The sequence below is a fragment of the Sphingobium sp. FG11 genome (assembly GCF_057809915.1).
Genome location: NZ_JBMDKW010000002.1, coordinates 17,889 through 37,745, shown reverse-complemented (window position 1 = coordinate 37,745; position 19,857 = coordinate 17,889). Strand labels below are relative to the sequence as shown.

The window sequence follows — 19,857 nt, the reverse complement described above, 5'->3', positions numbered from 1 at the left end:
GGCAGGGCGGTCGCGCCGCCACCCCGGATGGGCGCGCCTTCCACCCGCACAGGGCCGGTCTGGTTGGCCGCCGGCACATCATTGCTGCCGCAGGCGGAGAGCAACAGGGTGCCGCAAAGGATCGACAGGAGACCCCCCGCCGGACGCGGCATCATGATGCGTCGGGGCTCCACGCTTCATAATCGCCGGTGGCGCGCTGGCGCTGACCGCCCTTTTCGAGCGCGCCCGACGGGCGATAGGCGTCGATGGTGCCGGTGGCGTTGGGCGTGAATTCCCGTTCCCAGATGCGCGGTGGCGGCAGAAAGCTTTCGGGCGTGCCCTCGATCGTGTGGTGCAGCCAGCCATGCCATTCGGCGGGCACGCGGCTCGCATCATTGGCGCCGTTATAGATCACCCAGCGGCGGGGATTGCCATCCAGCCCGACGCCACCCTGATAATAGATATTGCCCTGATGATCCTCGCCCACTTTCGCGCCCTTGCGCGAGGTGAAGAGGGCGGTGCCGATGGTCGCGCCATCCCACCAGGTGAAGATCTTGCCTAGGATTCCCATAGGCGAACCGCTTACTCCGGGCTGCGGGCGATTGGCAAGGCGGTTATGGGCCGTCCCTAGTTCGCCGGACAGAAATTAAGGTAGACCGCGACTTGCTCGTCCGGCGCGGCGCATCGGCCCCAGCGGACGCGATCCTCCTGGTCGATCCCCAGTTCCGCCGCGCGGCCGCCGCTCAGTTCGAGTACGGCCGCGACCGGAATGCCCGCCGACACCGGGATGCGCGACAGTGGCTCCGCCCGTTCCTTGATGAAGGCGATCGTCCCGTCGGTCCGGATAAAGAGCATGTCGAGCGGAATGAGCGTATTTTCCATCCAGAAACTCGCGGTGCGCGGCGGCGACATCGGGAAGAGCATGCCGCCATCGGCGTCGAGGCTTTTGCGGTACATGAGGCCGCGTTCCTGCTCCTGCGGTGATCGCGCGACCTCGACGTTGAAGCGATGCTCGCCCTTGGCGCTATGGACGACGAGGGGGAGGAGGCTCCGTGCGGCGGACGCGCTTGCTGTGCTGTTGTCCGGCGTGGCCGGGCGGGACGAGCAGGCGGAAACGCCCATCAACAGGGCGGTGAGGAGCAAGCGGGTCATGCGGTGAGGCCTAGCCGATTTTCCGGGGAGTCGGGAGGCGATTAACCCTCATTGTCCGGCCGCTCCGGTGGCGTGCCGGGCGGCGCATCGACCCAGCGGCGGGCGGTGCCGAAATCATGGCCTGCGCGCAGGAAGGCGGCGACCGCCTTTTCACGCTGCGCCGGGTCAGGCGCTGCGGCGGCATAGGGGCCGATCCGTTTGCGGCGGGCGAAGCGGTCGGCGGCGTCCCAGTGGGCCGCCTCATCGGGCGGGGTCGCGGCGCGGCGGTCCTCTTCCTCGATCCCGGCCTGCCGCAGCGCCTGATCGACCCGGCGCGCGCCAAAGCCACGGCGGGCGAGCGCGCCGCTCTTCATCACGGCATAGGCGCTGTCATCGACATAACGCAGTTCGCCCAGCCGCGCGACCAGCGCATCCGGCGTGGCGGGAGTCTCGCCCGCCCAGCCGCGCTCGCGCAGCTTGCGTTCCAGATAGGCGAGCAGGCGCGCGCGGCTGGTGGCGAAGCGCCCAACATAGCGGAGCGCGAGGTCGCGCAAACCATCCTCATCGAGCGGCGGGGCGGGGCCTTTGCGGGTCATGAGATGTGCATCATTCGGGCCATCATGCGCGCGCCGCCATGTTTATGCCACAGTCGGGCCGGAATTTCACCGCGCCTTATGCGCTAAAAGCGGAGTTTGATATGCAACGGGCCGTGCAAGCCGGGTTCAAAGATGATAGCGGCCGCCGGACGAAATGATATGAAATTGGGTGACACCAATATGACGGGTTCGCAAATGATGAATGACAGCGCGGCAATCGCTCCCACGCCAACGATGGATGACCTGCCGCGCCGCTTTTCGGATTTCGAAACGCTGGGCGAGGCTCTGGACTATGCGGCGCGCACCAAGCGGGGCCTGAATTTCCACGACGCGCGCGGCAATCTGGCGCGGCCCTATCCGTTTTCCGAGCTGCGCGGCGATGCGATCGCCTGCGCGCACCGGCTGGTCGCGCATGGTATCAGGCCCAAGGACCGGGTGGCTCTGGTGGCGGAGACGGGCGCTGATTTCGCGCAACTATTCTTCGGGATCATCTATGCCGGCGCCTGGCCGGTGCCGCTGCCGCTGCCGACCAGCTTTGGCGGCAAGGAAAGCTATATCGATCAGTTGATAGTGCAACTGTCGAGCTGCGACCCGCATCTCTTCCTGTTCCCCGCCGAGCTGGCCGAGATGGCGGGTGAAGCCGGGCGGCTGCGCGGCGTCGAAAGTATCGCCTTTGAAGATTTCATGAAACTGGCGCCCAAGCCCGGCCCGCTGCCGCAGGCCCGGACCGAAGACATCGCCTATCTGCAATATTCGAGCGGATCGACCCGCTTTCCCCATGGCGTCGCCGTCACCCATCATGCGCTGCTGAGCAATCTCGCCGCGCATAGTCATGGCATGGAGGTGCAGGAGAGCGATCGCTGCATCAGCTGGCTGCCCTGGTATCATGACATGGGGCTGGTCGGCTGCTTCCTGTCGGTCGTCGCCAATCAGGTGTCGACCGACTATATGAAGACTGAGGATTTCGCGCGCCGACCGCTCGCCTGGCTCGACCTCATCAGCCGGAACGAGGGCACCTCGATCAGCTATTCTCCGACCTTCGGCTACGACATCTGCGCGCGGCGCATGTCGAGCCAGACCAAGGCGGCCGACCGCTTCGACCTTTCCCGATGGAGACTTGCGGGCAATGGCGCGGACATGATCCGCCCCGACGTGATGCAGAGCTTCGTCGACGCCTTCGCCGATGCGGGCTTCAGTCCGCGCGCCTTCCTGCCCAGCTACGGCCTTGCCGAAGCGACGCTCGCCGTCACCATCATGCCGCCGGGTGAGGGCATCGTGGTCGAACTGGTCGAGGAAACCGACCTGTCGGGTGGTGATGCGACCGAGGGACGGCCGCAGCGGTTCCGCTCCATCGTCAATTGCGGCAAGCCCGCGCGCGGCATGACCGTGGAAATTCGCGACGAGGATGGCGGCATCCTTGATGAGCGCCAGATCGGCAAGATCTGGACCACCGGGCCGTCGCTGATGGTCGGCTATTTCCGCGATCAGGAAGCGACCGACGCCTGCATGGCCCCCGACTCGTTGAACCGCGTCTGGCTCGATACGGGCGACATGGGGTATCTCAGCGAAGGCTATCTCTACATCGTCGGCCGCGCCAAGGACATGATCATCATCAACGGCAAGAATCACTGGCCGCAGGATATCGAATGGGCGGTGGAGCAGCTTCCCGGTTTCAAGCAGGGCGATATTGCCGCCTTCGCGATCACTACCTCGGGCGGTGAGGAAGCGCCCGCCGTGCTCGTCCATTGCCGCACGTCGGACAATGAAGAGCGCTCGCGGCTGCGCGACCAGATCCGCGAACGGGTGCGCGCTATCACCGGCATGAACTGCGTCGTCGAACTGGTGCCGCCGCGCACCCTGCCGCGCACCAGCTCGGGCAAGCTCAGCCGCTCCAAGGCGCGCAATCTGTATCTGACCGGCGAAATCCGGCCCTACGACATCGCGGCCTGACCGGAAGCCGGTGCGGATGCGCCAGAAGGCGCATGTCGTAACAAGCCCCCAGGCTTAACGGCAGGGTTACCAAATCATAACGGGTTGCTGTTACCGCGATGGCGTGGGTAGCGATAGATCCAGGTCTCTGGCGATCGATCGCCGGGATGGCGCCTCTTTTTGGGCCGTCATGGGCTTTGGTGCGCCCGGCGGCGAGGCGTCGGCAACCATCCTCGCGGCGCAACTGCGGGCGGCCGATCGCCTGTTGATTCTCCGTCTGGCGATGACGTTTTTCGGCCTATTGTCCCTCTGGCGGATGTTCGGGCATCTGGCTTGGTCGGCGACGCTGGCGATGTGGATCGTCGGCTTATCGGCATCGACCATGTTGGATGCGCCGTCAGCGTGGAGACGGTGGCACGGCGGTTATGCGGCAGTGACGACGCGCGATCTGCGCAAAGTCGGCTTTCATGGGCTGTTGCAGGGTGCAGGCTGGGCGGCTTGCCTGCTATTCTTGTCCCGATCAGGCGCGCCAGACGAGATGACGGCGCTGTGGATGCTCGGCAACTGCATCATGCTTTGTGGCGCGATCAGCTTTGCCGTTGCGCCGTTGGCCGCTGCCGGCTTCCTGCTGCCGTTGATGCTGGGTGCCATCGCGATGATCGGCGGGGACGGGCTTTTCTTGCAGGCGTTGGCCGCGATCTATGCGATGTTGCTCTTGGTCGGCTGTGCGCTTTATGCCCGCAGCTTCGCCGCGCAGTGCGGCGTAGCGGCATTGCTGATCGAAAAAACCGAGGTCGAAAGGCTGCTGCTGCGCGAGTTTGACGATGGCGGATCGGACTGGCTGTGGCAGACCGACGCCAGACGACGCATATATGGCGCATCGACGCGCTTTGCGGAAAGGATCGGCCTCGAACCGGCCAAACTCGATGGCGCGTCCTTCGTCCAGCTGCTGTCGGGCAGTGCGTGGGAAAGCGGGCATTTCGCGGCGGGAACGCGGACGCTGGCGGATCATTTCCGGCAGGGCGAGAATTTCAGCAATCTGATCCTCCCGGTGGAAGTGAGCGGCGCAACCCGTTGGTGGCGATTATCGGCTCTGGCGCGCCACGACGGGAAGGGCGCGTTCCTGGGATATCGGGGCGTCGGATCGGACATTACCGAGCAGCATGAGGCCGCGGAGAAGATCAACCGGCTGGCGCGGTTCGATCCCCTGACCGGACTGCCCAATCGCAGCCATCTTCGCGCGATGCTGGATCAGGCCATGGACGCAGCCGGTGGGCGCAAGCCCGGCTGCGCCTTTGTGATGATCGACCTCGATCGCTTCAAGGCGGTCAATGATTCGCTCGGCCACCAGATCGGGGATCGATTGTTGAACGAGGCGGCGGCCCGGCTGCGGCGGGTCTGCGCCGATGGCGCCTTTTGCGGGCGCATCGGCGGTGACGAGTTCGGCGTGCTGGTGCCGCGCGTCGCCGATACCGCCGCACTGGCGGAGTTCGCCCACGCCATCATCGACGCCCTGTTGGCTCCCTATCGGATCGATGAGCATCTCCTTTATGTCGGGGCGTCGGTCGGCTCGGCCCTGTCGCCGGGGGATGGACGCGAATCCGAAGCGCTGATTCGCAGCGCAGACCTCGCCGTCTATCGGGCGAAGGGGGACGGCGGCGGCGTTTATCGCCCCTATGAGCCGCAGCTTCATGCGCTGGCCGAGGAGCGCCGCTTGCTGGAACTGGCGTTGCGAGAAGCACTGGACAAGGACCAATTGCATATCCTGTATCAGCCGGTGGTCGACGCGATCAGCGGTGCCGTGACCGGCTTCGAGGCGCTGGTGCGCTGGAACCACCCGGAGCTGGGCGCGATTTCGCCCGCCAAATTCGTGCCGGTAGCGGAGGAAGCGCGGCTGATCGCCCCGATCGGCGAATGGGTGCTACGTACCGCCTGCGCGGAAGCCGCGAACTGGCCCGACCCTGTGTCCGTGTCCGTCAATGTGTCGGCGGAGCAACTGACGCATGCGAATTTCGTTTCGGTGGTTGTCTCCGCGCTCGCCCATGCCGGGCTGGACGCGCGCCGGCTGGAACTGGAAGTCACCGAAAGCCTGTTCATGCACGAGGATGCCGGTGGGCTGCGCGTGCTCGATCAGCTGCTGGCGCTGGGCGTACAATTATCGCTCGACGATTTCGGCACCGGCTATTCCTCGCTGGGCTATCTCCGCCGCACCCGCTTCAACACGATCAAGATCGATCGCAGCTTCATCGTCGGCGCCGCCAATGATACGCCCGAAAGCCTGGCGATCATCCGGGCGGTGGTGACGCTGGCCGACAGCCTCGGCATGGCGACGATCGCGGAAGGCGTCGAAACCCAGGCGGAACTGAACATGGTGCAGCGCATCGGATGCAAGAGGGTGCAGGGCTATTATTTCGGCCGGCCGATGGAAGCGCGCGACGCAGCCTTGCTTTTCCCCCGCGACAGGATGCAGGCGCGGGCCTGACAGTCGGTCAACGCGCCAGCAACTGCCGCTCTATCATCGTCCACAGGCTGGAAAATTCCTTCGCCGCCGGAGATGACGGGGCGAACGCTCCCAGCGGCTTGCGGCGAACCGTCATCTGCTCGATCGTGCTGGCCATCGGTATCGCCGACCAGCCGGGCTGTTCCTCCAGCGCCTTGCGATGCAGCGCGCGGCGGCGATCAACCATCGAATAGACCGGCAGGATCGGCGCGTGGCTGCCCCCGCGCTGGACGAGATAACGCGCCACCTCGCCCATCGCCCGCTGCGACAATGGCGATGGAATGACCGGGATCACGATCATGTCGGCGGCACGCAACACCTGCTCGCTGGTTTCGGTAAGGCCCGGCGGGCAATCGAGGATGATCCGGTCATAATCGCGGCCCAGATTCTCGATCAGCTTGGCGAGCCGTTTTTTCTTGTCCATCTCGCGGAACAGATGGTCGAGGCTGCGCAGCGATGTGTCGGCCGCGATCAGATCCAGCCCCGGCACGGTCGATGGCTGGATCAGCTTGTGGACGTCCACATCCTTGCTGAAAATCGCTTGCGCCGCGTCGCGGCTTGTCCCGTCGGTGGACAGAAGCCAGCTCGACGCCGCCTGCGGGTCGAGATCCCACAGCAAGGTGCGACGCTTCGATATGCTGGCGGAGGCCCAGGCGAGGTTGATGGCGAAGGTCGTTTTGCCGACGCCGCCTTTCAGACTGTAGACGGCGATGGTCGCCAATGAGATGCCCTTTGCCATGGGCGCGAGGCTAAGTCCTCCTGCGCCCCCGTGGCAAGCACTCAATCACGCGATTGTTACGGATATAAGACAAGGAGGGCAGTTCATGGTTTCTATCGGCGAGATCCCGCTTAGCTCAGCCAATCAGAACATGTATGCCTGGGGGGCGGATACGCCCCCCCCGGACATGCAGTGGACTTATTAGCTGAGCTTAACGACCGCGCTTGAGGAGGGAAGATGGTGCCTTCGGTGCCAGCTTCGCCGCGACTTCGCTAGCGCTGCCCCTTACGTAAAGGCTTTGTTCCTGATCGAATACAAGGCGGGTTATCGAATTGTCATCGTCATGTTGCACAATCCAACGGACCGTCTGAGTGTTCACTATTACGGGATATTCTTTGCCATAGGCAAGTCCATTAAGTTCAATCAGCATAACAGCTCCATGATGATTATGTTGAACCTTGCATAGTCACATCGCCGCTCTTAATGCGGCTGAGCTTTGCGAGGGGAAGTTTCTGTGACATGCGCAGCAAAGTCAAGTCTCAAGAGGAGCGGCAATGGCCTACATCGATGACGATCATGCGGTTCTTTCGCTCGGGTGCAGTTGCCAGACCAATCATCAGATCAATGCCCAGATCGAGGCGATACAGGCCGTGCTCAATGGGACGAATTCCCAACAGATCGGCACCTATTTTGATTGGTTGATCGCGCCTTCGGCCAGCGTGGAGCGCCTGATCGACGGCCGACTGCCGATCCCCGCGACGCCCGACGATATCCTCTGGCATCGCGGCAAACCGGAATATGCAGGTTATGGCAGCTTATTTTACCATGAATTCCTAAATAACGCCCATGTGAATGAATATAGCGATAGTGGGTTGGCAACTTTACGTGCAAAATTTTCGCATACCACCGCCAATTTTTTGCGGTGCGTCCAAGACAGGAGGACGACGTTCGTTTGGTCCAACACCCAGAACAACCTCGATCATGTGGCGAGGGAATGCGATGGGTTGGATCTGATGTTGGACAATGTCGTGATCGATCGGATCGTCGCGTCAGGCGATAAGGTGGCCGGGCCGGCAGCGCGCTATATATTCGTAACATATGAGAGACGGGTAGAACCCAATCTGCGTTATGACCCGGCGCGTGTGACCGTGCATGTTCTTCCGCCCGATAATTCAGTATGGGAGGGGTGCCAGGATGATTGGCGCCAAGTCTTCATGTCGCTAAATCACTAAAGCAGCGTTTCCCCTATAGCAGTTTGCGGACTCGCTCCGGCGGCCGGGCGATGACCGCGCCCTTTTGCGTGATGACGATGGCGCGTTCGATCAGGATCGGGTGGGCGGCCATCGCCTCGAGGATCGCGGCGTCGTCGCTGGTGTCGAGGCCCATGTCCTTCACCACGGCTTCGCCCTTGCGCAGCGCCTGCGAGGGTGTGACGCCCGCTTTGGCGAACACCGCTTCGATCTCGGCGCGGCTTGGCGGGGTCTTGAGATACTCCACGACCTCAATTTCGACACCGGGCGCTGCTTCCAGCAAGGCCAGCGCCGCGCGGGATTTGGAGCAGCGCGGATTGTGCCAGATCGTCGCCTTCACGGCTGGCCGTCTTTCGCCAGCCACTCTTCCAGCCACTTGATCGTATAGTCGCCGTTGAGGAAGTCGGGGTCCTCCAGCAGCGCCTGATGCAGCGGGATCGTGGTTTTCATCCCCTCGATCACATATTCCTGCAAGGCGCGTTTCAGCCGCATGATCGCGCCTTCGCGGGTGCGCCCGTAGACGATCAGCTTGCCGATCATGCTGTCATAATAGGGCGGCACCTTATAGCCCTGATACAGGCCGCTATCGACGCGGACATGCATGCCGCCGGGGACATGATAGCGCGTGACCGTGCCGGGCGAGGGCGCGAAGGTGCGGGGGTCTTCCGCGTTGATCCGGCATTCGATGGCGTGGCCGTGAAATTCCAGATCCTTCTGCTCGACCGACAGCGGCCGGCCTTCGGCGATGCGGATCTGTTCGCGTACCAGATCAAGGCCGGTAATCATCTCCGTCACCGGATGCTCGACCTGAAGCCGGGTATTCATCTCGATGAAGTAGAATTCGCCGTCCTCGTAGAGAAATTCGATCGTGCCCGCGCCGCGATAGCCCATATCGGCCATGGCTTTGGAGACGATGCCGCCCATCCGCTCGCGCTCGGCGGCGTTGATGACGGGGGAGGGGGCTTCCTCCAGCACTTTCTGATGGCGACGCTGGAGCGAGCAGTCGCGTTCGCCAAGGTGAATGGCGTTGCCATTGCCGTCGCCGAAAATCTGGAACTCGATATGGCGGGGATTGCCCAGATATTTTTCGAGATAGACGGTCGCGTCGCCGAACGCGGCCTTCGCCTCGCTGCCGGCCTGCTGCATCAAGGTTTCGAGCTGATCCTCCGACGCGCACACCTTCATGCCGCGTCCGCCGCCGCCCGATGCCGCCTTGATGATGACGGGATAGCCGATCCGCGCGGCGATCTCCGCCGCTTCCGCAAAACTCTCGATCGCGCCGTCCGATCCGGGGACGAGCGGCAGGCCGAGCGCCCCAGCGGTGCGCTTGGCCTCCACCTTGTCGCCCATGATGCGGATATGTTCGGGCTTGGGACCGACGAAGGCGATGCCATGCGCTTCGACGATTTCGGCGAACTTGGCGTTTTCGGACAGGAAGCCATAGCCCGGATGGATCGCGTCCGCGCCGGAGATTTCGGCGGCGGAGATGATCGCGGCGACGTTCAGATAGCTGTCGCGCGCCGCCGGAGGCCCGATGCAGATCGCCTCGTCGGCGAGCCGCACATGCATGGCGTCGGCGTCGGCGGTGCTGTGGACCGCAACCGTCTTGATGCCAATTTCATGGCAGGCGCGGTGGATGCGCAGCGCGATCTCGCCCCGGTTGGCGATCAGCAGTTTTTCGATGGCCATGGCTGGATGCCGCCTTATTCGATCACGACGAGCGGCTGGTCATATTCGACCGGCTGGCCGTTTTCGACCAGTATCGCCTTGATCATGCCGGCGGACGGCGCGGAAATCGCGTTCATCACCTTCATCGCCTCGACGATCAGCAGGGTTTCGCCGGCGCTGACCTGTGCGCCGATCCGCGCAAAGGCGGCGGCGCCCGGTTCCGCCGAAAGATAGGCGGTGCCGACGATCGGCGAGTGGACGATGGTGCCGGCCGGGAGGGCCGGTTCGGCCAAAGCGGCTGGCGCTGCTGCCGGCGCGGGGGCGACAGCGGCCAGCGGCGGGGCGTAGAAGGCGGGGGCGCCGTTGCTGGCGGCCTTGCGCGCGACGCGGATCTTGCGATCGCCATCCTCGACCTCGATCTCGGTCAGATTGGTGTCGTCCAGCAGCGCGGCGAGATCGCGCACCAGCTGCACATCCACCTGCATCGCACCCTTTTCAGTCTTGTCGTTCATGTCCGGTCCCTAGCGGTCTATTCTGTCTATTGCGCCAAGCGCCTATGCGCCTTTACGTCCAAGCGCAACTTTTAGAGTTTGTTTGGAAATGCGCCTCTGGCGCATCCGCACCGGCCCTCACCCCCACCCGACCTCCCACAGAGTGTATCCTGAATGGGCGGTCGGGTGGGGGTGAGGGCCGGTGCCGCAACCGAAATGCGCTCTTCCGCGCATTTCCAAATGGACTCTTACAATTCGAACGCGGCTTCGAGCGCCAGCATATAGGACATCGCGCCAAAGCCCGCGATCGTGCCCTTCGCCGCCATGCCGACATAGCTTTTGTGGCGAAACGGCTCGCGCGCATGGGGGTTGGACAGGTGAATTTCGATCACCGGCACGCTGATCCCCTTGATCGCGTCATGCAGCGCCACCGACGTATGGGTCAGGCCGCCGGGGTTGAGGAGGACGGCATGCGCGCCCTCCATATTGGCTTCCTGCAGCCAGTCGATCAGATGGCCTTCATGGTTCGACTGGCGGAAATCCAGCTCCACATGGGCGCGGGTGGCGACATCCTCCATGCGCTCGGCAATGTCATCGAGCGTGTCATAGCCGTAGATTTCCGGCTCGCGCGTTCCCAGCATGTTGAGATTGGGTCCGTTCAACACATAGATTTTGCGTGCGTCGGCCATCGGACGTCCCCCCGGCATCAAGAGTTGTATGTTGCGGGCCGTGCCACAGCGGCCCTATATGCGCGCTGATCTTTAGCCCTTCGTGTCGCGCCAAGTCGAGACACGTTATCTGCAAGGCACGAACGGGATTGTCCCAGTGGGAATGAAACAGTGAGCGTAGACGGCACCATCTCCATCCATATCAATGGCGAGCATCGCCGCATTCGCGACGGCATGACGCTGGCCGAACTGGCGAGCGAGCTTGGTTTCGTGCCCGAAAAGGTGGCGGTGGAGCGCAATCTGGAGGTCGTGCCGCGATCGACTTTGGCGCAGGTCAGGGTCGAGGATGGCGACGAGCTGGAGATCGTGCATTTTGTTGGTGGCGGCGACCATCCGGTCGCGGCGGTCGATGCGGACAGCTGGACGGTGGCGGGCCGGACTTTCCGGTCGCGGCTGATCGTGGGCACCGGCAAATATAAGAGCTTCGAACAGAATGCCGCAGCGCTCGCGGCATCGGGTGCGGAGATCGTCACGGTCGCGGTCCGCCGCGTCAATGTGTCCGATCCCAAAGCCCCGATGCTGACCGATTATATCGATCCCAAGGTCATCACCTATCTGCCCAACACCGCCGGTTGCTTCACCGGCGAGGATGCGATCCGCACCCTGAGGCTCGCGCGCGAGGCCGGGGGCTGGGACCTGGTAAAGCTCGAAGTGCTGGGCGAGGCGCGTACCCTCTATCCCGACATGGTGGAAACGCTGCGCGCGACCGAAATCCTCGCCAAGGAAGGCTTCAAGCCGATGGTCTATTGCGTCGACGATCCGATCGCGGCGAAGCGGCTGGAGAATGCAGGCGCGGTCGCGATCATGCCGCTGGGTGCGCCGATCGGCTCTGGCCTCGGCATTCAGAACCGGGTGACGATCCGCCTGATCGTGGAGGGCACGAGCCTGCCGGTGCTGGTCGATGCGGGTGTCGGCACCGCGTCGGAGGCGGCACAGGCGATGGAGTTGGGCTGCGCCGGGGTGCTGATGAATACGGCCATTGCCGAAGCGAAGGACCCGGTGTTGATGGCTGCCGCGATGAAGGCGGGGGTCGAGGCCGGGCGCATGGCCTATCGCGCCGGACGCATGGGCAAGCGGCTATATGCCGATCCATCGAGTCCGCTCGCCGGCTTGATCTGAGCGTCTGTTTGAGGAAGACGGCAGGTGCCGCATTCAGAAATCGCTCTGTCGCGATTTCTCAAACGATCTCTGAGCGTTTTTTGCCGCTTGCGGCAAATTGACGCTTTCGCCGCTAGTGCCTATGCGCATTGGCCAGCAACTGGAGGACGTCCGAATGGTGAATAAGCTCTACCCCGATGCCCGATCCGCGCTGGAGGGCCTGCTGTTCGACGGTATGCAGATTGTTTCGGGTGGTTTTGGGCTTAGTGGCATCCCCGAGCGGCTGATCGACGCGATCCTCGAAAATGGCGTCAAGGACCTCACCATCGCCTCCAACAATTGCGGGATCGACAATGTCGGCCTCGGCAAGCTGTTGCGCGCGCACCAGATCAAGAAAATGATGGCGAGCTATGTCGGCGAGAACAAGGAGTTCGAGCGGCAATATCTGGCCGGCGAACTGGAAGTCGAATTTTGCCCGCAGGGGACGCTGGCCGAACGCTGCCGCGCTGGCGGGGCGGGCATTCCCGGCTTCTACACCAAGACCGGCGTCGGCACCGCCGTGGCCGAAGGCAAGGAAGTCAAGAATTTCGACGGCCAGGATTATATCCTCGAACGCGGCATCTTCGCCGATCTCGCCATCATCAAGGGCTGGAAGGCGGACGAAGCGGGAAACCTGATTTTCCGCAAGACCGCGCGCAATTTCAATCAGCCGATGGCGACCGCCGCCAGGATTTGCGTGGCGGAGGTCGAGGAAATCGTGCCGACCGGCAGCCTCGATCCCGATAGCATCCATGTCCCCGGCATTTATGTGAAGCGGCTCGTCCTTGGCAGCCCGTATGAAAAGCAGATCGAATTTCGAACCGTCCGCCAGAGGGAGGCCGCATAATGTCTGAGCAAGCCAAGGGCTGGACCCGTGACGATATGGCGGCGCGTGCGGCCAGGGAACTGAAAGACGGTTTTTACGTCAATCTCGGCATCGGTATTCCGACGCTGGTGGCGAACCATATTCCCGCCGGGGTCGAAGTGACGCTCCAGTCGGAAAACGGCATGCTGGGCATTGGTCCCTTCCCCTATGAGGGCGAGGAGGACGCCGACCTCATCAATGCGGGCAAGCAGACGATCAGCGAACTGCCGCAATCTTCTTATTTCAGTTCGGCCGACAGCTTCGCCATGATCCGTGGCGGGCATATCGACCTGACCGTGCTCGGCGCGATGGAAGTCGCGGAAAATGGCGACATCGCCAACTGGATGATCCCTGGCAAGATGATCAAGGGCATGGGCGGCGCGATGGACCTCGTGGCCGGCGTCAAGAAGATCATCGTCGTGATGGAACATAACAGCAAGGGCGGCGACCCCAAGTTCATCCCGACTTGCACCCTGCCGCTAACGGGCCGCAACGTGGTCGACATGATCATCACCGACCTGTGCGTGTTCCAGCGCGCCGACCATGACAGTCCGTTCCGGCTGATCGAACTGGCGCCCGGCGTCACGGCGGAGGAAATCGCGGCCAAGACCACCGCCCATTATTTGAGCTGAGGGCGCGATCATGAGCCTCGATGGCCACTATGACGAAAGCAATGTCTTTGCCCTGATCCTTCAGGGCAAGATTCCTTCGGTGACGCTGTACGAGGATGCGCACACCTACGCCTTCCTCGATATCCAGCCGCAGTCGAAGGGGCACGCACTCGTCATTTCCAAATGGTCGAAGGCGCGCAACATCCTGGAAATCGAGCCGGAAGCGCTGTGTCAGGTGATGACCAGTGCGCAGAAGGTCGCCAGTGCCATCCGCGCGGCGTTGCGGCCGGACGGCATCCACATCGCCCAGTTCAACGGTGCGCCAGCCGGGCAGACGGTGTTCCATCTGCACGTCCATATCGTGCCGCGCTGGGAGGGCGGGCCTATGGGCTTTACCGCGCATGCACAGGGCGATTTCGCCGATGCGGCAGTGCTGCACGCGCTGGCCGACGAGATTCGCGCGCACCTCTGATGCCCAGCCCCGATTTTTTCGGCCATCGGGTCGATCGTTCGGACGGGCGCTAAATGGCGCTCAAACCCTTCAGGGCGCCCGGCGCGCGACTGGCCCTGCTGACCAAGCGCGCCGCCATGGCGTTCCGGTCGACGCCGGGCGAAGCAGAGGTTATTCTCGACCTGTCGCGCCTGCTGTCGCGCTGTTTTCATCCGACTCCTACGGGCATCGATCGGGTGGAATATGTCTATGCCCGCGAATTGCTGGAGCGGATTCCGGACCGGCTGGCCTTCGCCGCCGTGCATCCCGCAGGAGGCTATTACGGCCGCCTCAGCACACCAGCGGTGCGTCAGTTCCTGGCCTTCACCGCCGCCAAATGGCGAAATGCGGGATCGCCCGACCAGAGCAAGAACAAGGCCGCGATGGTCCGGCACCTGTTCGCGCTACGTCCCCGGCCCGTGCCAAAGCGGGCGGGGCCACGTGTCTATCTTCAGGTGTCGCCGCATCATCTGGACGATCCGCAGCAGGTGGGCGCGATCCTGCGCGCGGAGGGCGCGAAATTCGTGACCCTGGTACATGACGTCATCCCGCTCAGCCATCCCGAATTTGCTCGACCGCAGGGTGCGGACGAACATCGGCGGCGGGTGCGCACGATTGACGCCTATGCCACCGGGATCATCGGTAACAGCCAGACCACGATCGACGCGCTTTCGCCGCATATGGAGCGCGGGCTGGCGGGCCGCAGTGTGCGCGTCATCCATTTCGGCGCCGATCCCGTCGATATTTTCGGGACACGCAGCCTCGCGATCCCCCCACGCCCCTATTTCGTCTATATTTCGACGATCGAGCCGCGCAAGAATCACCTGTTGCTGCTGAATGTGTGGCGGCGGCTGGTAGAGCGATTGGGCGAGGCCGCGCCGGTGCTGGTGCTGGTCGGTCGGCGCGGCTGGGAAAATGAGAATGTGGTCGATATGCTCGAACGTGCTGAGGCGCTGCGCGGCCATGTCATCGAAGCAGGCGAAGTGTCCGACGACGAGATGCAGGGTCTGGTGACCAATGCCCGCGCCTTGCTGATGCCGAGCTTCGAAGAAGGATTCGGCATGCCGGTTGTCGAAGCACTGGCCGCCGGCATTCCCGTGATTTGCAGCGACATATTGGCGCATCGCGAGGTGGGAGGCGACGCGCCCGATTATCTGGACCCGCTCGATGGCCTGGGCTGGCTGCGGCTCATCGAGGCATATCATAGCACCGATTCGCCCGAGCGGGCGGCGCAATTGTCACGGATCAGGCAATGGCGGGCGCCGACATGGCGGGACTATTTCGATGTCGTGACAGAATTGCTCGACGAGGTTGCTGCATCTGATCGTCCTTGACGGGATGCCCTGCGGTCCGCAAAGTTGCGGTGCACCATGAATAATCCGCCATTCCTGCGCTCCCCGCCCTTTCCCGGCATCGCGCCTGCGCGCGCAGCGGTGAGCAGCGGTAGCGAGCCGGGCGCAACGCAGATCGGCGACGAGGTCCTGGACGCGATCGCGCAAGCGCGTGTCGGCGGCGATTTCTGGGGGCACCGGCCGACCGGGTTCACGCTTATCGCTCGACAGGGCGTACCCATCGCGTCCGACCGGCTTGCTGGCGTCGAACAAAGTGCCATCGGCGTTTTGCCGGGAGCGCACCCGCCTTCGCCATCGGTCGGTGGCGTGACCTTGCCGACGCCCTGCGATCCCTGGGCGCTGATCCAGGGAGCTGCCTCCGTCCATGCGACCGCCGACGATGAACTGGCGATCGTGGCCGGGCTGCTGGACGTGCCCGTATTCGGTCCCGATCTTCTTCTCATTGCGCCCGCTGACCTGCGGGAGGCTGCCCGGCGCGCCCTCGCCCGTGCGCACTATCGCGACTGTTTCTCCGGAGAGCCGACCGATATCGACGCTGTCGTCCGGCAACTGGCCGACTGGCGCCGTCACATGGATGGCAACAGGGGCATTGCGGCCGCGACCGGCATGGCCTTTTGGAAGCGGAAGGTGATGGCGCATTTCCTGTGGGATGGTTTAAGGTCGCCGCCCTTTCTTTCTCCGCCTCGGGCTTTGCGAAGGGCGCGGGCGCAAGGCGGTGCACTGGCGGCGTGGCCGTCCCGCGTGCCCGAATCCCTGCCCCGGCAAGCGGCCGCGGCGGGCATAGCCTTCTGCCGCGTCGAGGATGGCTTTCTGCGGTCGCGTGGCCTGGGGGCGGCCCTGCATCCGCCCGGCTCGGTTGTGGTCGATCGGTCTGGCATTTATTATGATGCGCGATCGGCCAGCGACCTGGAAACATTGCTGGCAACCCATCCATTCCCCGAACCTCTGGTGGCGCGTGCGCGCCGGCTTCGCCAGCAAATCCAGGCCACCGGCGTCACGAAATATGGCGCGAAATCGGGAGGGATGTTCGATCTGCCGGTCGGTCGGCGCACTGTGCTGGCGGTAGGTCAGGTCGATGACGATCTCTCGGTTCGGCAGGGCGGAGCCGGCGTCACCGGGAATCTCGATTTCCTTGCCCGCGTCCGGCGTGCCGAACCCGGCGCATGGATTGTCTATCGACCCCATCCCGATGTACAGGCAGGGCATCGCAAAGGGCATCTGAGCGACGCCGTCGTGCTGGAACATGCCGATCATATCGACACAGGCGCATCCCTCATGGAACTGGTGCAGGCGGTCGACGAAGTGCATGTCCTGTCATCACTCACCGGTTTCGAGGCGCTGATGCGCGACAGGTCGGTGACGGTGCATGGCATGCCATTCTACGCCGGCTGGGGTCTAACGCGCGATCTGGCGAGACCAACAGGGCTGCGGGGGAGACGGTTGACGATGGATCAACTGGTGGCCGGAACACTTATCCTCTACCCGCGCTATCTCGATCCGGTCACATGTTTACCTTGTGGGCCGGAATTGATGGTCGATCGGATGGCCTCGGGGTCGACGCTGAAGATGACATGGCTTATCAGATTGCGGATGATGCAAGGGAAATTGCGAAGAATTATGACTTTGTCCTATGAGCGGTTCCGTGGCTGATCCTTGGCAGAAAACATTTCTCTTTTTGCAAGGACCCCATGGGCCTTATTTTAGCATGTTGTCTGCGGCATTGATTGAGAAGGGCCATAAGACCCGGCGGATCAATATTAACGGAGGTGACAAGATCGACTGGGTCGGCGACTCCGTAGATTATTCCGGCACTTTCAAAAGCTGGCCTTTATTTTTTGACGATTTTGTCGTCAATCACGGCGTTACAGACCTCATCCTTTATGGTGATTGCCGTCCCTATCACGCATCGGCACATGGGATGGCGCGATTGCGCCATATTCGGGTTCATGTGGTCGAAGAAGGATATATTCGCCCTGATTTTCTTACCCTTCAGGCCGATGGGGTGAATGGAAACTCGACCCTGCCTCTGGATCCACAATGGTATCTGGAACAGGCAGACGGGTTGCCGGATTATGATCCGCATTTGCCTCCTGTCGCATCTACTTTTCGTGCACGAGCACGCAATACCATGCGGAACGCTCTCGCGTCGGCCCTGATGCGACCGCTTTTTCCGTTCTACAGAACGCACCGACCGCATAGTTTTTTTATCGAATCGATCGGGTGGGCGCGCAAGCTCATCACACGGAAAAGTGCGTTGGCCCGATCCCAGCGCAAATGGGATGTCGTGAAAACTCGTCCTTACTACGCCCTCCCGCTCCAATTGAATTCAGATTATCAGATACGCTTGCATTCGCCTTTCGGCGATATGCGGGCGGCGTTGCGTTTCATCGTTAAAAGCTTTGCCTGTCATGCGCCAGGCACCATCAATCTGGTGGTGAAGCGCCATCCGCTCGATCCGGGTCTTGTTAGTTGGGAGCGCCTCGTCCGCAAGCTCGCTATTCGCTACAGGCTAACAGATCGTATCTTTTATCTCGATGACTGGGATATCGGTGAAGTGGTCGGCCGCTCAATGGGTGTAGTGACGGTCAACAGCACCGTAGGGACTCTCGCGTTAAATATCGGAAAGCCGGTCGCAGTGCTGGGCCATGCTGTCTACAAGGTTGCGGGTGTAGTCAATGACGCCGATCTCGACCAGTTTTGGAGTGCGCCGCAACCACCGGACTTCGCAACATATGAGGCGTTTCGCCGGGTTCTTATGGATCGATGTCTTATCCGGGGCGGCTTATTGAGCGAAGAAGGTCTAAAATTACTTGTCGAAAATGCAGTGGAACGATTAACTCGCCCGGCTATAAACAAAGTACCGGCGCAATCACACGGTCTCAATCGATCGGTCCAGTCCCTTTCTCATTCCGCTTTATAGTTTATTTGTAATATATTTTGGAGAAATGTCCGTGGGTGATGACGCGTCCTTACTAGCAGAGCTTGCTTATCCGGTGATTCTTTCGGGCGGATCGGGCACCAGGCTATGGCCGGTGTCACGAAAGGACCGACCCAAACAATTCATCCCCCTCATTTCCGAATTTTCGATGATGCAGGAAACATTGCGGCGCGTCCAAGGTATCGCCAGCTTTGGCGCGCCGATCATCGTGGCAAACCATTCCCATGCGCAACTTGTTCAGGAACAGCTCGCAGGCCTTGCCGTTCAATCGGCGGCCATCTTAATGGAGCCGATGGCGCGTAATACGGCTGCTGCCGTAGCCATTGCCGCCGAATGGATTGTCCGTAATCAGGGCGACGGGCTAATGCTCGTCATGCCGTCCGATCACGTCATCAGCAATGTCGAGGAATTTCACCGCTTAATCTACAGGGCCATGCCGGCGGCGAAAGAGGGCTATCTGATGACGTTTGGGATCAGGCCAACCCATGCCGAAACAGGATTTGGCTATATCGAAGTTGGCGGGGTTCTCCACCATGAGAGCGTTAACACAGTCACATGTTTTCATGAAAAGCCAGCGATAGAGCGTGCAGAAGAATATGTTGCTGCAGGCAATTACCTTTGGAACGCGGGCATTTTCCTGTTCCGGGCCAGCGCCATATTGGACGCGCTACGGCAGCATGCACCGGGCGTTGCGCTGGCCAGTGCAAACGCGGTTGATGCCGCTATCCACGACGGGTCCGTCGTTCGCCCTGATGAGGCAAGCTTTGCCCTCGCCCCCGATATTTCGATCGACAATGCCGTTATGGAAAAGGCCGAGAGAGTGGCGGTGGTGGCGGCGGATATCGGCTGGTCCGATGTCGGTTCATGGGACGCGTTGTGGGCTATTCGAGATCAAGATGAGGATATGAACAGCCGCCGGGGTCTGGTTGTTGATATCGATAGCCGCGGCAATTTACTCTATGCCGACGGCGGCCCACCTATCGCAACGATTGGCCTGGAAAATATGCTAGTGATCTCAACGGCCGAAGGTGTCCTTGTTGCGCCCCGTAGCCGATCGCAGGACATTAAAAAGATTGTCGAACTCATGAACAGGACGAAGCCAAGCTGACGGAATCCTGGCTCCTAGAGCATAATCTGAGCGGACAGGATTATTAGCGTTCCGATGGGCCGATCGCTTGAAGATATGCCTGATTGGCGTGGGCGAAAGGCTGCGTCCTGCTTACTGACCAAGCCTATGACAGCGATGCTATGCACCACTTTGGCGGGGCGCGCATGGGCTTGCGTCCAACCGATGCTGAACCGAACCGCATCCTTGCTTTCAACCTGCTACTTTATCACTATCGCAACCTTGTCGAACTCTTCTTCCATAAACTTGCGCATTTCCGAGCTATGGCCACCCGATATGACGAGCGCGACAACAACTTGCTTGCCTCAGTCCAACTCGCGTTAATCACTTTGGCTGCGACACAATGAG

The 19,857-nt window shown here is 62.0% G+C and carries 20 protein-coding genes; 12 read left to right on the top strand and 8 right to left on the bottom strand.

Features of this window, described 5'->3' with window-relative positions; all coding sequences use genetic code 11:
- Positions 1 to 151: 151 nt before the first annotated feature.
- Genes ACODSN_RS01765 through ACODSN_RS01755 form a run of 3 tightly spaced genes read right to left on the bottom strand, consistent with a single transcriptional unit; the run spans position 152 to position 1,706 of the window.
- Entirely contained in the window at positions 152 to 550 is a 399-nt protein-coding gene (locus ACODSN_RS01765) for an NADH:ubiquinone oxidoreductase subunit NDUFA12 (RefSeq protein WP_489052680.1), read from the bottom strand.
- Between the two features lie 56 nt (positions 551 to 606).
- Complete coding sequence (locus tag ACODSN_RS01760; protein ID WP_489052678.1) at positions 607 to 1,131, bottom strand: DUF192 domain-containing protein; 525 nt, start codon at positions 1,129 to 1,131, stop codon at positions 607 to 609.
- A gap of 41 nt (positions 1,132 to 1,172) precedes the next feature.
- Complete coding sequence (locus ACODSN_RS01755) at positions 1,173 to 1,706, bottom strand: regulatory protein RecX (RefSeq protein WP_489052676.1); 534 nt, start codon at positions 1,704 to 1,706, stop codon at positions 1,173 to 1,175.
- A 159-nt stretch (positions 1,707 to 1,865) separates the two neighbouring features.
- On the opposite strand from ACODSN_RS01755, the gene ACODSN_RS01750 reads away from it, so the two are divergent.
- On the top strand, positions 1,866 to 3,656 hold the full coding sequence (locus tag ACODSN_RS01750; protein ID WP_489052674.1) for a fatty acyl-AMP ligase: 1,791 nt from the start codon (positions 1,866 to 1,868) through the stop codon (positions 3,654 to 3,656).
- A 169-nt stretch (positions 3,657 to 3,825) separates the two neighbouring features.
- Positions 3,826 to 6,117 (top strand): putative bifunctional diguanylate cyclase/phosphodiesterase, encoded by a 2,292-nt coding sequence (locus tag ACODSN_RS01745; protein WP_489052672.1) that lies wholly within the window; start codon positions 3,826 to 3,828, stop codon positions 6,115 to 6,117.
- Positions 6,118 to 6,124: 7 nt separating this feature from the next.
- Here the strand turns inward: ACODSN_RS01745 and ACODSN_RS01740 are convergent, their stop codons facing one another.
- A complete protein-coding gene (locus ACODSN_RS01740; protein ID WP_489052670.1) occupies positions 6,125 to 6,874 on the bottom strand; it encodes a ParA family protein in 750 nt (249 codons plus the stop codon).
- 533 nt (positions 6,875 to 7,407) lie between these two features.
- Between ACODSN_RS01740 and ACODSN_RS01735 the strand changes: the two genes are divergently transcribed.
- Positions 7,408 to 8,085 (top strand): hypothetical protein, encoded by a 678-nt coding sequence (locus ACODSN_RS01735; protein WP_489052668.1) that lies wholly within the window; start codon positions 7,408 to 7,410, stop codon positions 8,083 to 8,085.
- Between the two features lie 13 nt (positions 8,086 to 8,098).
- On the opposite strand, the gene arsC is transcribed toward ACODSN_RS01735, so the two are convergent.
- The 4 genes from arsC to aroQ all read right to left on the bottom strand — a co-directional run bounded on the left by arsC (position 8,099) and on the right by aroQ (position 10,951).
- Positions 8,099 to 8,443 (bottom strand): arsenate reductase (glutaredoxin), encoded by a 345-nt coding sequence (gene arsC, locus ACODSN_RS01730; protein ID WP_489052666.1) that lies wholly within the window; start codon positions 8,441 to 8,443, stop codon positions 8,099 to 8,101.
- On the bottom strand, positions 8,440 to 9,792 hold the full coding sequence (gene accC, locus ACODSN_RS01725; RefSeq protein WP_489052664.1) for an acetyl-CoA carboxylase biotin carboxylase subunit: 1,353 nt from the start codon (positions 9,790 to 9,792) through the stop codon (positions 8,440 to 8,442). Before accC ends, arsC begins: the two co-directional genes overlap by 4 nt.
- Before the next feature lie 14 nt (positions 9,793 to 9,806).
- Positions 9,807 to 10,283 (bottom strand): acetyl-CoA carboxylase biotin carboxyl carrier protein, encoded by a 477-nt coding sequence (accB, locus tag ACODSN_RS01720; protein ID WP_489052662.1) that lies wholly within the window; start codon positions 10,281 to 10,283, stop codon positions 9,807 to 9,809.
- 227 nt (positions 10,284 to 10,510) lie between these two features.
- Complete coding sequence (gene aroQ / locus ACODSN_RS01715; RefSeq protein WP_489052660.1) at positions 10,511 to 10,951, bottom strand: type II 3-dehydroquinate dehydratase; 441 nt, start codon at positions 10,949 to 10,951, stop codon at positions 10,511 to 10,513.
- Between the two features lie 150 nt (positions 10,952 to 11,101).
- On the opposite strand from aroQ, the gene thiS reads away from it, so the two are divergent.
- The 9 genes from thiS (at position 11,102) to ACODSN_RS01670 (ending at position 19,856) form a co-directional block, all read left to right on the top strand.
- Positions 11,102 to 12,109, top strand: coding sequence for a sulfur carrier protein ThiS (thiS, locus tag ACODSN_RS01710; RefSeq protein WP_489052658.1), 1,008 nt, complete (start codon positions 11,102 to 11,104; stop codon positions 12,107 to 12,109).
- Between the two features lie 154 nt (positions 12,110 to 12,263).
- On the top strand, positions 12,264 to 12,974 hold the full coding sequence (locus ACODSN_RS01705) for a CoA transferase subunit A (RefSeq protein WP_489052656.1): 711 nt from the start codon (positions 12,264 to 12,266) through the stop codon (positions 12,972 to 12,974).
- Positions 12,974 to 13,624, top strand: a complete 651-nt coding sequence (locus tag ACODSN_RS01700; RefSeq protein ID WP_489052654.1) for a CoA transferase subunit B — start codon at positions 12,974 to 12,976, stop codon at positions 13,622 to 13,624. The genes ACODSN_RS01705 and ACODSN_RS01700 overlap by 1 nt, the downstream gene beginning before the upstream one ends.
- A 10-nt stretch (positions 13,625 to 13,634) precedes the next feature.
- A complete protein-coding gene (locus tag ACODSN_RS01695; RefSeq protein WP_489052652.1) occupies positions 13,635 to 14,075 on the top strand; it encodes an HIT family protein in 441 nt (146 codons plus the stop codon).
- A 53-nt stretch (positions 14,076 to 14,128) separates the two neighbouring features.
- Positions 14,129 to 15,427 carry a glycosyltransferase family 4 protein gene (locus tag ACODSN_RS01690; protein ID WP_489052649.1) on the top strand — a complete coding sequence of 433 codons (1,299 nt, stop codon included), beginning with the start codon at positions 14,129 to 14,131 and terminating at the stop codon, positions 15,425 to 15,427.
- Between the two features lie 36 nt (positions 15,428 to 15,463).
- Complete coding sequence (locus tag ACODSN_RS01685) at positions 15,464 to 17,095, top strand: capsular polysaccharide export protein, LipB/KpsS family (RefSeq protein WP_489052647.1); 1,632 nt, start codon at positions 15,464 to 15,466, stop codon at positions 17,093 to 17,095.
- On the top strand, positions 17,088 to 18,365 hold the full coding sequence (locus ACODSN_RS01680; protein ID WP_489053026.1) for a capsule polysaccharide biogenesis protein: 1,278 nt from the start codon (positions 17,088 to 17,090) through the stop codon (positions 18,363 to 18,365). The genes ACODSN_RS01685 and ACODSN_RS01680 overlap by 8 nt, the downstream gene beginning before the upstream one ends.
- A gap of 31 nt (positions 18,366 to 18,396) precedes the next feature.
- A complete protein-coding gene (locus ACODSN_RS01675; protein WP_489052645.1) occupies positions 18,397 to 19,491 on the top strand; it encodes a mannose-1-phosphate guanylyltransferase/mannose-6-phosphate isomerase in 1,095 nt (364 codons plus the stop codon).
- An 83-nt stretch (positions 19,492 to 19,574) separates the two neighbouring features.
- On the top strand, positions 19,575 to 19,856 hold the full coding sequence (locus ACODSN_RS01670) for a hypothetical protein (RefSeq protein ID WP_489052643.1): 282 nt from the start codon (positions 19,575 to 19,577) through the stop codon (positions 19,854 to 19,856).
- Position 19,857: the final 1 nt, after the last annotated feature.

Coding starts and splice junctions, on each gene's coding strand:
- ACODSN_RS01695 (WP_489052652.1), top strand. CDS start 13,635: ATGAGCCTCGATGGCCACTATGACGAAAGCAATGTCTTTGCCCTGATC.
- ACODSN_RS01755 (WP_489052676.1), bottom strand. CDS start 1,706: ATGACCCGCAAAGGCCCCGCCCCGCCGCTCGATGAGGATGGTTTGCGC.
- aroQ (WP_489052660.1), bottom strand. CDS start 10,951: ATGGCCGACGCACGCAAAATCTATGTGTTGAACGGACCCAATCTCAAC.
- ACODSN_RS01735 (WP_489052668.1), top strand. CDS start 7,408: ATGGCCTACATCGATGACGATCATGCGGTTCTTTCGCTCGGGTGCAGT.
- ACODSN_RS01760 (WP_489052678.1), bottom strand. CDS start 1,131: ATGACCCGCTTGCTCCTCACCGCCCTGTTGATGGGCGTTTCCGCCTGC.
- ACODSN_RS01700 (WP_489052654.1), top strand. CDS start 12,974: ATGTCTGAGCAAGCCAAGGGCTGGACCCGTGACGATATGGCGGCGCGT.
- accB (WP_489052662.1), bottom strand. CDS start 10,283: ATGAACGACAAGACTGAAAAGGGTGCGATGCAGGTGGATGTGCAGCTG.
- ACODSN_RS01705 (WP_489052656.1), top strand. CDS start 12,264: ATGGTGAATAAGCTCTACCCCGATGCCCGATCCGCGCTGGAGGGCCTG.
- ACODSN_RS01750 (WP_489052674.1), top strand. CDS start 1,866: ATGAAATTGGGTGACACCAATATGACGGGTTCGCAAATGATGAATGAC.
- ACODSN_RS01685 (WP_489052647.1), top strand. CDS start 15,464: ATGAATAATCCGCCATTCCTGCGCTCCCCGCCCTTTCCCGGCATCGCG.
- ACODSN_RS01745 (WP_489052672.1), top strand. CDS start 3,826: ATGGGCTTTGGTGCGCCCGGCGGCGAGGCGTCGGCAACCATCCTCGCG.
- ACODSN_RS01765 (WP_489052680.1), bottom strand. CDS start 550: ATGGGAATCCTAGGCAAGATCTTCACCTGGTGGGATGGCGCGACCATC.
- accC (WP_489052664.1), bottom strand. CDS start 9,792: ATGGCCATCGAAAAACTGCTGATCGCCAACCGGGGCGAGATCGCGCTG.
- ACODSN_RS01690 (WP_489052649.1), top strand. CDS start 14,129: ATGGCGCTCAAACCCTTCAGGGCGCCCGGCGCGCGACTGGCCCTGCTG.
- ACODSN_RS01740 (WP_489052670.1), bottom strand. CDS start 6,874: ATGGCAAAGGGCATCTCATTGGCGACCATCGCCGTCTACAGTCTGAAA.